General features: G+C 36.4%; 10 protein-coding genes. 5 read left to right on the top strand and 5 right to left on the bottom strand.

What is annotated here, in order from left to right; all coding sequences use genetic code 11:
- The 4 genes from AC2VNP_RS13785 to AC2VNP_RS13770 all read left to right on the top strand — a co-directional run bounded on the left by AC2VNP_RS13785 (window position 1) and on the right by AC2VNP_RS13770 (window position 4683).
- A complete protein-coding gene (locus AC2VNP_RS13785) occupies window positions 1–1980 on the top strand; it encodes a sodium:solute symporter family protein (RefSeq protein WP_486917882.1) in 1980 nt (659 codons plus the stop codon).
- Between the two features lie 15 nt (window positions 1981–1995).
- Window positions 1996–2904, top strand: coding sequence for a fumarylacetoacetate hydrolase family protein (locus AC2VNP_RS13780; protein WP_486917881.1), 909 nt, complete (start codon window positions 1996–1998; stop codon window positions 2902–2904).
- A 124-nt stretch (window positions 2905–3028) separates the two neighbouring features.
- A complete protein-coding gene (locus AC2VNP_RS13775) occupies window positions 3029–3286 on the top strand; it encodes a hypothetical protein (protein ID WP_486917880.1) in 258 nt (85 codons plus the stop codon).
- A gap of 224 nt (window positions 3287–3510) precedes the next feature.
- Complete coding sequence (locus tag AC2VNP_RS13770; protein ID WP_486917879.1) at window positions 3511–4683, top strand: cyclic nucleotide-binding domain-containing protein; 1173 nt, start codon at window positions 3511–3513, stop codon at window positions 4681–4683.
- Window positions 4684–4737: 54 nt separating this feature from the next.
- On the opposite strand, the gene AC2VNP_RS13765 is transcribed toward AC2VNP_RS13770, so the two are convergent.
- The 5 genes from AC2VNP_RS13765 to AC2VNP_RS13745 all read right to left on the bottom strand — a co-directional run bounded on the left by AC2VNP_RS13765 (window position 4738) and on the right by AC2VNP_RS13745 (window position 9567).
- Window positions 4738–5823, bottom strand: a complete 1086-nt coding sequence (locus tag AC2VNP_RS13765; RefSeq protein ID WP_486917878.1) for a GerAB/ArcD/ProY family transporter — start codon at window positions 5821–5823, stop codon at window positions 4738–4740.
- A gap of 15 nt (window positions 5824–5838) precedes the next feature.
- Complete coding sequence (locus tag AC2VNP_RS13760; RefSeq protein ID WP_486917877.1) at window positions 5839–7011, bottom strand: Ger(x)C family spore germination protein; 1173 nt, start codon at window positions 7009–7011, stop codon at window positions 5839–5841.
- Window positions 7008–8564: a spore germination protein gene (locus AC2VNP_RS13755; protein WP_486917876.1), complete on the bottom strand. Its 1557-nt coding sequence runs from the start codon at window positions 8562–8564 to the stop codon at window positions 7008–7010. Before AC2VNP_RS13755 ends, AC2VNP_RS13760 begins: the two co-directional genes overlap by 4 nt.
- Before the next feature lie 209 nt (window positions 8565–8773).
- On the bottom strand, window positions 8774–9115 hold the full coding sequence (locus AC2VNP_RS13750) for a hypothetical protein (protein ID WP_486917875.1): 342 nt from the start codon (window positions 9113–9115) through the stop codon (window positions 8774–8776).
- Window positions 9116–9270: 155 nt separating this feature from the next.
- On the bottom strand, window positions 9271–9567 hold the full coding sequence (locus AC2VNP_RS13745; protein ID WP_486917874.1) for a hypothetical protein: 297 nt from the start codon (window positions 9565–9567) through the stop codon (window positions 9271–9273).
- 619 nt (window positions 9568–10186) lie between these two features.
- Between AC2VNP_RS13745 and AC2VNP_RS13740 the strand changes: the two genes are divergently transcribed.
- Complete coding sequence (locus AC2VNP_RS13740; RefSeq protein ID WP_486917873.1) at window positions 10187–12961, top strand: GTP-binding protein; 2775 nt, start codon at window positions 10187–10189, stop codon at window positions 12959–12961.
- Window positions 12962–13187 lie beyond the last annotated feature (226 nt).

The following is a 13187-nucleotide window of genomic DNA, read 5'->3' as shown; positions in this document are numbered from 1 at the left end:
ATGAGTTTTAATATGATCTTTCTTTTGTATAGTGTTATTTTCATCATCATTCTGTTGTATGGTGGTTTCATTACGAAAAAATGGATCACAGGTTCGAATGATTATTTTATTGCAGGTCGAGAAGTAAGTTTGTTAATTAATGTTTTCGGGGTTGCTGCGATCGGATTTGCAGGAACGATGATTACGCTTATTCCAGGGCTGGCTCTCACAACTGGATTTTGGGGATCACTTGGGTTTGGACTTGTATATGCCATTGGGGGCTTAGCATTATATGGGATTATTTTTGCTCCCTACATTAGACGTTCAGGAGCTCATACGCTATCCGAATGGCTGGAAATGAGGTATGACGCTAAGACAAGAACCCTAATTACAGTGACAACTATTCTCGGACTGCTTGGTATTATGGCCAATAATGTTGTGTCCATGGCGATGGTTGCAACTGGTTTTACAGGTTGGCCGATTATTTGGACGTTATCGGTTATATTTTTTATGTTCCTCTTATTTACGTATATTGGGGGGTTTTGGGCTGTTACGTTAACAGATTTTATTCAAATGTGTATCGGCTTAATTGCTCTGCCAGTACTATTTATTACAGTCATCACTCAATTTGGAGGCACGAGTTTTATTAGCAGTAACTGGGCGGGTGATTTTAGTTATTGGACTAGTGGATTTGCTAATGCTCAAATGTCGATATTTTCTCTTAAGTATCCTAGTATTCTAACTTTTATTGTATTATTTGCATGCTTTTTAGTATGGGGAAATAACTACTATTGGTTGCGTGTTTCTTCAACTAGAAGTGAAAGAACGGCAAAACTTTCTTTTGTATATGGGGCATTACTGTTATTTATTCCAACTCTCATTTTAGCTTTTATCGGACTGTTTGCAGGCAGTATGTTTGCAGATCAATTTGCACCAAATGGAACCGCTAATCCAATGTCAGCGTTTGGTGTTGTCTTAACAGTCATTCCAGTAGGTATTGCAGCCCTCGCATTAACAGGAGCCTTAGCAGCTTCAATTTCCACATCAACCACAGCATTAATCGGAGCATCTAGTACAGCTGTTCGAGATTTCTATCAGCGGTACTTTAAACCTAATGCCACTTCAAAACAACTAACGACCCCATCTAAAATAATTACTCTGATTTTAGGTTTACTCGTGTGGTTACTCTGTTTTTATCCAGGAGGACCACTATACTTATTTGCATTCTCCACTGCTTGGCTTGGACCACCTTCAATATTAGTATTTTTAGGTATCTGGTGGAAGCGTACATCCATTCAAGGGGCTTTTTGGGGAGCAATTTTAGGAATATTTGTATTGATTTTATTTACTGTATTAGATTTGGCAGGTATCTTTAACATTGCTCAATATACTCATATTGGCGTAGTAGGGTTAGTAGTTACATTAACCGCCACTATATTAATTAGTTTAGTGACAAAACCTAATTATTATGGTGCAAAGGATTGGAAGGAAAAAAGTGTAATGGACCCTATTGAAGTAAATGAAGATGAAAGATCAGTCTTAAAACTCATCCACTTTGGTTACAATACGATGGCTGAAGTGAGTGATATGCTTGGAGTTGATTCTTCTGTTAGTAATAAGATCGTTGAGAGTCTAGATCAAAAAAGATTGATTACTAGACAAAAATATACAGGCCCTGGATTTTACACGTTTGAACTAGGAAAAGATGCAAAGAAATACCTTACGTTAACAAATGAGCAAAAAAGAATGAGTGAAGACAAGGTATCGTTTGAAGATATTTTATTCTTACAAAAGTTAAATGAAGGAAGCGACGTGTTGCAAAAATATTTAGAACAAAAAGAATATGATTCTTTAAAGGCTTCTGTCGTTTTGGCAAAACTCATAAAACAAAATCATGTAAAAGAATTTGGTGTTTGGAGACGGAAAGTTACCATTACTGAGACAGGTAAACGTCTCGTCAATAAATATCCACCAACTACCATTCAACATTCTAGTATATAAAGGAGAGTGCTTTTAATGAAGCTTGTAACATATAGACATCCTAATGGTGACCTTAGATCAGGTTGGATTATAGGTAATGGTGTGGCAGACATGCAAGAGGTGAGTAAAGACCAATTACCAAATAGCTTACTAGAATTTATAAAGCATAACGAGGAGTATTTACCGTTAGCAAACGAGATTAATAGGCACCTCATAGAACCATCGTATACTTTTGACGAAGTTGAACTAATAACACCAATACCAGTTCCTCCAAGTGTAAGAGACTTTATGGCATTTGAAGAACATGTAGTAAATGCTACCAAGAGAAGTAAAATAAAAATATCCGAAGCATGGTATGAAATTCCTGCCTTTTACTTTACGAATCACTTAGTTTTAAAGGGTCCTGAAGAAGATGTAGAAAGGCCTCCAACTTGTAGAATGCTTGATTATGAATTGGAAATTGCATGTATAATCGGTAAAAATGGCAGAGATATTAAAGCGGAAGAAGCTGATGACTATATTTTCGGTTATACGATATTAAATGATTGGTCAGCAAGAGATTTGCAAATGAAAGAAATGCAAATTGGTTTAGGTCCAGCTAAGGGAAAAGACTTTGCTACATCGATAGGGCCATATATTATAACAAAAGACGAATTAGAGCCATACCGTCACGGAGATAAATTTAACCTCCGTATGACCGCAAAAGTAAACGGGAAGCTTTTGTCAGAAGGAAATGCTCAAACCATGTATTATACTTTTGGCCAAATGATTGAGAGAGCATCTGCTGGAGTTCCGCTTCATTGTGGAGAGGTTTTTGGTTCTGGAACAGTCGGTTCGGGCTGTATTCTTGAATTAGGGAATGAAGTCCATAGATGGTTAGAACCTGGGGATGAAGTAGAGCTAGAGATTGAACAATTAGGTACTTTAAAAAATAAAATCATCTAATCACTACTGAGCTATCCCGTATTTATTCGGGATAGCTTTTAACATTAGTAGAAATGCCTCAACATTAAACAAGAAATACATATCTAATCAAAAAATTGGAAAGCTATAACAAAGGAGGAGGGATATGATGGAAAGAGAATTAACTTATGTTGAGAAATTGCAAAATTTACATATTTTAATGGAAACAAGACAAATGTTACAAAACAAATTAACTGAGCTAGACCCAGCAAATGACACTTACGATATCGTTATGGATGACTTAAGAAAGATTGAGCAAGAAATTAAAGCCTATACTGGTGATTTGCCTGTAGATCAGATTGATCAATCAATGTCACATTCCTTATTTAATCCAGCAGTCATTGAAGAATTAGACGAACTGTAAGATTTCCCTCAATTTAGGCTCATAAAATGAAGAATAGATTGTTTCTATGTACCTTTTTGAAAACAATCTATTTTTTTAGTATATTATTCCCAATCCTAGTTTCTAAAATCCTTCTACATTACTAAATATTGCTGTCCCGTACCTACTATATTTGCCCCATTGCATCTACTATAATTAAAGGTATGACTAAAATAACATCTCTGTGAAACTAGGAGCGGGTTACCATGAGTAGTAAAACTCTTAATGTGTATCATGAAATAAAAAATAATCCGTTTGGAGCGGAGTTTACTGATGATGAGGTTAACATTATCACTCAACATTCAAAAGTAATGATGACAGAAAAAGACGAATATATCGTGCGTGAAGGAGATCCTGAACCATCTTTATATATCATCAAAACTGGCAGTGTTGGCTTATATAAAGAAAAGAGGGCACGCGAACAGTTAGTATCCGTCTTAAATGATGGTGATTTTGTTGGGGGTCTAGCAGAGGTTGGTGGTCATGGTTCAACCACTGCATTTAGGACGAGACAACCTTCCTTGTTAATTAAAATTAACGTTACAAATCTATTAAATAATCCTAACTATAAAAGTCTGCAAGTAAAGATATTACGAAAGATGGTGAAGCAGCTTTCATTAGAAGTACAGCATAAGAATGAAATGATGCTAGAAAAAGAAGAAAGACAACGTAAGGAGTTGAAATCATACAAAGCTCTCGGGTTACTTGCTACGAATCTATTAGTCGTTCTATCGATTTATACACTTATGCTTATGTCGCTTACCCACTTTGTTGATTATCACGGAGTTTCTACTTTTGTTGATGTTGCATTATTAATCGGGTTTGCGTTTGTTATGTATACGATCTTAAAGAAAAGTGGATATCCGTTAAAGTCCTTCGGTTTATCGCTGGACAAATGGAACGTTCATGTAAAAGACGCTATTCTTCTTACGTTGCCTGTCTTATTCTTTTTCCTGGTTTTGAAATGGGGCCTTATTACTTTTATACCGGCATTTGCTAATATTGCATTGTTTAATCCAACTGCAGCGTTTTCTGAAATAGGCTTTAGTTTTTCTATCTATTTAATAACCATTATCGTTTACATTCTATTTTCTGTCGTTCAAGAATTTATTGCCAGAGCTGGTCTGCAATCCGCATTTTATCGATTTCTACCAGGTTCAAAAGGAAATCATTTGAAATCAATTATTCTATCGAATTTACTTTTTGCCATGGCTCATTCGCATATTGGTACATTATTTGCACTCGCAGCTTTTATTCCAGGCATATTCTGGGGGTGGATGTTTGCCAAGCAAAAGTCATTCGTCGGTGTTTGTGTCTCGCATATGCTAATAGGAATATGGGTTATTTTTATATTAGGATTTACGGAATTTATCGGTTAAGTGAAGCAAGAAGGGAGATCTCGGTAACAAGATCTCCCTTTTTATCATCACTGACTAGTTCATTGACTCTGTTTCGGTATGAGTCGTACTGCTTGTAAACTTGGCTCTAACTAAATAAACGATTGGCAGTAAAACGATTACACTGGTTAATGTGTAATACACAAGCATCATATCTAACATGATTTTATCTTTGTAAAAGTAAAGTGAAAGAAAATAAACCAACAGAACAGAACCAAGAATAGAAAGTTTTGGTGCTTTTTCTATAAGAGCAGGCGACACACACTTTAATAAAGCAACTACATAGTAGCCTGTTCGAATAAAACAACCAAAGGTCATAAGAGACAAACCGTAAACATCAAAACGGTCAATAAACCCTAATGAAACCATTCGGACAGAACTTAAGGCAGGATGCGTAAGAGCTTGGGACTGTTCTAGTCCAAAAACAGTAATTGTTCCAGCACCGGTACTAACGACAAGTAAGACATTGATGAAAACGGAAATGAGGAGAATATATAACATCGTTTTTGATTCTTTTTTGCGAAAATTAAACACAGCTAGACTAAAAACTTCTGCCCACATAGCGGTTATAATAAATACACCCCAAAAAACAGGTGTAAATCCATATTCTAAAATAGGAAGAAGATGTTGCCAAGTTCGTTGCCCGCCTAGCATTAGCGAAATCGTGTGTCCGCTTATCATAATGATAATGGTTAAAACCCCTGCACACCAAGCAATCACCTTAATGCCTTTCATCACACTATAAAAAATAAGCGCAATAAACAAAATCCCAAAAAACCAAGAGGGAGTTTCTTCAAAAAAGCCAACATGTAACATTTCCGATAATCCGCTAACTGTTAAGCTTGCTAGAAATAGAAAGTAGATAAACCAAATGAACAGAAGGACAGGACCAAGGATGGTTCCAAACAATTTCACGGTTCTTTCAAAAAAGGATAGCTTCGGCTCAATGTTCATCAGTTTCCATGTTAAATATGCAAATAAAAAGCCTATGGGTGCGGACATGATCGCAGCAACCCATACATCCCTGCCCGATATATCCCAAAGCATGGGGAGGAGCAGGACATGGGCCATAATCGGTAAGCTCATAAATAAGAAAAAAAATACAGCTCGTCGTTGTAGCATAAGTTATGATCACCTTCAATTCTTAATCCAAGGAAGCTGAAATCGCTTGGGTGGACCTTGGTTTGGTTCTCTGTTGGTGTTTTCTATCAAATTAAAGTTCTCAATATTGGTCTCGACTGTAATATTAACTTTTGCTGTACTAAAAGCAGTATCCCAATCGTCTTGTACTTGTTTCCAATAGGTTGGTAGTTGACGACGCACTTGTGTGCCAAATCCGAGTACGTCTGTAACAGGTTCTTCTCTCATTTTTACTAGTAGTTTTTCCATTCTTGCTTGAAGTTCATCTGAGTACGCTTTTTCTATTTTTTCAAACATGTGTCCGTCCAATTCCATACTCGAATGCCATTCATTGATATTTGCGATTGTGTTTACGGAAACATCTATGATCAGCTCATTATTTTGAAGCGTTGGTTTAATTGAAGTTTCGGCTCGTAACCGCTCTAAAGCAAACCAGTCATCACCATTAGGAACTTGCATAGTAAATGTATCATTGCCTGCTTCATTCCGATAATACCGAAGAGCATCCGCCAAAATGTCATTAATATCTTTTACATAAATTCCCTCTTTTAAAATGGCTGTCCCGTCCAAATCAATATGCGGTTCTTTTTGAGCTTCGTCGGTATGTTTTTTTAATCTAATCACATAAGCACAACGGCCAGGTTCATAACTCATTTCCATAAACTCTTTAAGAGAAGGTGTTATAGCTCTTTGATGACTATCCTCAGCCGCTTCTATCCCATTGGCTAAACTAATCCCTGAAAGAGGGTCTACTGGAGAAGGTAACGCTAGTAAAGTTGCTGGTTGGTCAGCGATAAATAAATAACTGGTCAGCCTAAACATTTGGTCACGATAAATGATATCGAGGCCAGGAAATATCCCCTCTTTAGCGATTTCGGTACTAACTACAAAAGTCCGGGCATGAGATAAATAAATTCTTCTATGAACTCCTTTAATTGCTGAACGTAGTGATTGGTGGGCGGATAGACCCTCAGAGGCAATCATGATATGGGCATCAGTTGCCCCTTGATCCAATTTTGTAGGTTGTAGAAATTGGAGCTTTGGCGTAAATAGATTTCCCTCTTTTTCGATCGCGACTGCAGCAACGAAGGCAGATTCACCAAGTTCTTTAGAACTCCAGCAGCCCGTAAGTAAACTACAGATTATTAAACTTATGAGAGCTCTTTTCATAGTTGCTCATCCTCAGGTTCAAATCGATATTTTTTCGGATCCTTTTGTAACGGGATAGACTTGGCCCGTGTATCTTGATAAAAATTAGGATGCAAACGAACAAATACATCACGCCAATCATTAAATACCGCTGGTGAAATCGGCGAGAGGTAAGGGATACCAGCAGATTTAATACTACTTAAATGAACGAGTAGAACGAGATTGGCTATTATTAACCCATACAAGCCAATAATTGAAGCCGGTACAATAAATAAGAATCGTAAAATGGCTGAACTATCACTCAATGGAGTAACAACAAATGAGGTAATCCCCGTAATCCCGATAATGATTATCGTTGGTGTTCCTACTACTCCTGCTTGAACCGCTGCATCCCCTAAAATTAAGGCACCAACAATTGACATTGCTTGCCCGATTGCTTGGGGCATTCGAACTCCAGCTTCACGAAGTATCTCAAAGACAATTAACATCATGACGAGCTCCATAACAAGTGGAAAAGGGACGCCTTCTCTTGCGGCTGCAATACTAGCAAGGAGTTCTGTTGGAATCATTTCTTTATGAAAGTTTTGTGTGGCAACATATAAAGCTGGAAAGTTAATAGAAATACCAAAAGATAGAAAACGAATAATTCGTACTAAAGAGCTATAGTATTGCCTAGAATAATAATCTTCAGCAGTTTGGAAAGCCTCTACAAATAAATAGGGAATGGTTAAAGCAATCGGTGTGCCGTCTACAAGTATTCCAATACGACCTTCTAAAATTTTTGCTGCTAGCTTATCAGGCTTTTCGGTATTACCGATAGTAGGAAATATAGAACTAGGATCATCTTCAATGAATTCTTCAATATAGCCGGATTCAAGTATCGTGTCATGCTCTATTTTGTTTATTCGCTTTTTTATTTCTTTTACCAAACGAGGAGAAGCCAAGTCGTGTATGTACACGAGGCATACTTTTGTATTCGTAGCTGCTCCTACAGTAATCACTTCAAATCGAAGGTTAGGATTGACAATTTTTCGGCGTATAAGAGTTAAACTGACGCCTAACGATTCATTAAACCCTTCACGAGGACCGCGTACAGTTGCTTCTGTTTCAGGTTCGTCAATTGACCGCATTTCCCACGCTGAAATGGCTAATTTAATCGCCTCAGTTTGACCTTCTAATAGAAAAATGCTATTCCCTGAGAGAAGTTCTTTAATTAATACATTTAAGTCTTTTACCCTGCTAATAGGCAATAATTGTAACGCTGTTTGTTCAAGTTTATCGAGTGTTTCAATCTCTTCGTCAGTTTGAAGTAAAGGAGTTAAAAAAAACTCATTAAGTAAATTTTCGTCTACAATTCCATCAATAAATAAAATGGCACCTTTTAATTTAGTTTCTCGTATGATGACTTCACGAATTACTAAGTCGGGAGCATTGCCTAAAGTAGATTTTATATATTGGACATTTTTATAGAGGCTTTTTTCAATTGGCTTTTTTTCTAGCTGTACATTAGAGGATTTCGGTTCAACGTTTTTTTGTGACCTCCTGACTTTCTTGAGAAAGGAAACAAGACCCATGTTGATTCCACCTTTATCATTCAGTCTACATTAATACAAAACGTAGGTTACCTCACTTGTTATAGGTTTATCCATTTTATAGTAAATTTCTTTTAATATAAAAATGTTTAAATACGAAGAAGCGGATGACGATAATGTCATCCGCTTCTTCTATATTGTAAGAACATTCACCAAACTTATTGATTTTGTATCCCTCATCACCAATTCATTTATGCTAAACCATTAATGGAGTCTTTAATCATACTAATAGCGTCTTTAATAGTAACTGTAAGCTCATGTATACCTTCATTAATCGAATGTAATACATTATTTTGTTCATTCATTGTTTCTGTCTGTTCCTGGATCATTTGATTAGTTGTTCCAATTTCATCGATAAGAGAAGAGAAACCGAAAAACAAAACACCGATTCCGAGCAGGGCAACTAGCAGCCAGAGCCACCCTTGGTTGTACCAAGGTTTTCCATTTTTTTCTTTTTGTGGTGATGAATGATGCTCGTTTGGCAAATGATTGTCTTCTTGATTATGGCTCTGGTTTTTTGATTGACGATCCATATTTGTCCCTCCGTTTCAAGACCAGTTTGGTCATAGTACCCAACGATCCTTGTCGTTAATAGATACGGGTGGGGGGAGTCATGAAAAGTTGCTAGTCAATCAGCAGGGCGGTACCTACTGATTGGTTGTAGACAGTTTATCATTTTATTGAAGAATTAAGCTTCGTCTTCCATTGCGTCGTCTTCTTCAGTTTCAAACTCAAATGAATCTTCTTCTTCACCCATATCTAAATCAGACTCTAAGTCATCTGACTCGTCTTCAAAGCCGCCAAAGTCTTCTGTACCTTCATCCATTGCAGGCTCTTCATCAAATCCACCCATGTCGCCTTCTGTTTCTGTTCCATAGTCCGCTTCATCAGTCATTGTTGGATCATCTAAATCTTGATCTCCACAAGCTGCTAAAACTCCTACGGCAAGAATAGTTGATGCTGCTGTTAAAAATAGCTTTTTCATTTGAAAAAACCTCCTCATGGAATTTGAATTTCTGTTTACAATTGCTATCTTACGCAGGTTGAATTGCTTTGTATAGTGAAACCATGACTTTAACATTTCTCTTATAGACTTTTACATTCTTTGCGATGTTCCTAGATTAGTTTTTTAAAAGTGTTTGTTATTTTTAAGAGATTACTATAGAAATGGACACAGTCGCATTGAACACAGTTTAGCGGACTCAGGGGCCCTTATTTATGTCGAAAACACTGTTTTCTAAGGTTTAACGGACTCAGAAGCTCTTATTCTATAGAAAAGTGGTTAACTGCACTACAATCGTGGGAAATAGAGGCCTCTCAGTCCGCTAAGAACGGTAAACTAGTATATTTTGACGAAATAAGGGCCTCTCAGTCCATAAAAAAAATCTCACTAATGCTTCTATTACAAAATCTCTCCTGCACTAACTGAACCTTATTTTGCGGTTATTTTACATATGTTGACGCGGAATTGAAACATAACTGAAACCTTTGTAATTAAAACATTTGCTACTATTTATGGAAGATACTTAGTTTAATGTGATATGAAATTAGGGAAGAGGGCTCTAAGCTCTTTTGACTAAAAAATCATATTTGGGGGAATAGACATGACCAGAGAAAATCAACTGATCCAAAAAACGTATTATGAAAGCTTAATTATTATAGAAGAAGTAACAGAAAATCCAGTTCAATTCCTAGGACATTTATTTATAGATGAACAACGAAAGGAAGAGGTAGACCTTTCGTATATTCGTTATTCCCAAGGAGAAGTATATTTTCATCATAAAGATTTTGAAGCAGCAATCTTTAAATGGGAAAAGGTACATAATGATTTAGAGCAATGGGCAAGGAAAAACATGGCTGATGCTTACTATGAATTAGGTCAATTACAAACTGCCATTGATTTATATCAATCGGTTAATAGTGAAAGCTTAACGCTAAATTCGGAAGTGGCATTAAAGTTATTTACAATTTATAACGAACAAGGTCAATTGGATTTTGCTGCAGACGTTATTAAAGGAGCTGTTTCTGTCAATCCAGACTATCCAAATGTTACAAAAGTTGCTCGAACTTTTTTCGAAAAGTATCGTGATTGGAGCAGTGCCATTGAACTTGCTGTCGATGAAGCGATCCGTACGCAGGAGATTGAGTGGTTCGATATTTTGAGGGGTTATGTAGAAGAAGGGCTGACGAAACAAATCCCACCTCATTATTTCTCAAAACTGCTTGAGGTTTTATATGATGTAAATGAAGAATGTTTTGAAAAGCTAGTCGTTGCTTTCTGGAATAGTTACCAAGGCGATGAGTTTTATTTTCCTTGGCTTACTGAAATTGATCGTTTATTTCTTCATCTTGAATTCACAACTTCATATATGTGGCATGAAGTGTCAGCTAAGTATCAAGACACTTATTTTGAATTAATAAACGGTAAATATTATCTGGACGAAATTACAGGAATCGTTCCAAACTTACTTACGAACTGGTTACAACTAGCTGACGCTTCGGATTCTTTATTCGCAGCAACAGCTGTAATGGCGTGGAATGAAATTTTCGAAGAGGTGCTATCTCCGACAATCATTGAAAAAGCAGAGTATGTTCTACAGCAGACGCAAATTCCTGTGACTCAAATCGAGCGTAGTTCTGAGTTGTTTGAAGAAGTAGTAAAGTGGGGGAAAACACATGACTTAAACGTTGATCATCGTTTGAAGTGGGCGGTTGGAAGAATACTAGATATTCAAACCAACAACCTTCTAGTCGCTGGTATGACAGGGAATGGCAAGGCGTCTGTTATTCATTCCCTTATAGGTGGAAATATAGGAACAACTCCTCCTTCGACTGTTATTTTATATAGTAATGATGAAGAGATAGACATCAGTGAGGTGACCGAAACAGCCATTCATACGGTTTCAAGTCTCGTTGATTTTGCTGAGATGAAGCAAGAAGAGGATATGTCAACCTCAGAAACATCTCTCGTACAATTTAAAATGCCCAACAAATTCCTTTTAGAAAATAAATTAAATTTAATCGATTTTCCTGATTTTGATCGTAGTACATTTGAAGCCATTAAAAATAATAAAAAAGAACAGAATAAATTTTTGCATTTAGCTGATGGATTGTTGTTTGTTCTAACAGCTACGACTCTTTTTACGGAAAGGGAGCGGGATCTCTTGTTGAAAATACAGGAGAATGTTCCGCATTTACCAGTTCACTTTTTACTAAAAACGGATGCAATTTATCATGAACAAGAAGTAACGAAGATGGTAGAAGAAATCCGTACAAGGTTGTCTGAAGATTTTCCGAAAGCAAAGGTTTTCCCATTTTCAAAACACAATAAAAGCAGCAAACAAGTGGAAGAATTGACCGAGTTTATTCAACAAGCTCTTAACCAAAAAATGCGAACTTCACAACGAAATCAACGCTTACTATTTTACATTCGAGAAGCGCTTACTTATTTACTCAAGAGAAGAGTAGAAACGGAAAACGAAATGACCGAGGCCATTTTATGGAAAGAAGACATGGTTTCTAAGTTAAATGCAGCTGTTCACCAACTAAGTGACTTAGAAAAAGAAAAAATGAAAGTCATTCAAGATTCCTACCATACGATTAAGGAAGATATTAAGTTAGATCTTAAGATGACAATCCCTAAATTATTAAGAGATTGTTCAGCCCTTATTAAGGAAGAAAGTGATTTCCGAAAAATTCATATCGAGCTTAATCAAGAAATGAATGAAAGAATTCAGAACTATATCCAACATACGATTTTACCGAGATTTTCGAAAGCCATTCAAGGCTGGATTGAAATGGCTACCGAGGAATTTCACTTGAGTCAGGACTACTTGGAGGAAATGACCGAAGGCTTTAATAGGATGTATGGGGGACAGCGGTTGAAGCTAAATTGTGATTTTAAAGTGCTCGATGATTGGAGTCGTGATGCTAACCGGTTATCAAACGGGGTTCAATTAGAAATAATGAATATACTAAACCGTTCGACTCCGTCTCAGTTAGTATTGAAAAGTGCTGGAAAGCTTTTTGGAACACTTCGTCCAAATAAAACGATGTTATGTAATATGTATAAGAAGCTTATTGAGAATGAGGACTATGAAAAGATTGCAAACACGGTAACTAACCAGTTTATTTTACAATTTGAATTATTTGAAAAAGGGCTAAACCGTGATATTACAATGTTCTATAGTGAACCTTTCAATGTCATCCATGAGGTCATTGAAGAAGAACAACAAGATATTCAACAGAAAAAAAATACGTTAGAACGATTAAAAGCTAATCCAGAACAATATCTGGACCCTATCACTCTGTTTAAAGTAAGATTACTACAATACGAATGGATGCAAAAAGATCATTCTAAGAGCCCGCTACTCACCTAAGTAAACAATAAAGTTATGTAAATTATATTAATGAGGGTAAAGATTTATCCGGAGTTGCCACATGGCAACTCTGGTTTTTGCTTTGCTTAAAAAAGTTAATGTGAGTGACCAACGACAATAGGTCATCTTTTTTGACTAAAACATTACTTTATATAAAATTTTAAGCAGTCTCTAATTTAATCGCATAATTATAGTATAGGTAATCTTATGTTTTAATTCACATCAT

The organism is Alkalihalobacterium sp. TH-98 (assembly GCF_057473385.1).
The sequence above is the reverse complement of the archived record's forward strand: the minus strand, read 5'-3'. Positions and strand labels throughout refer to the sequence as shown.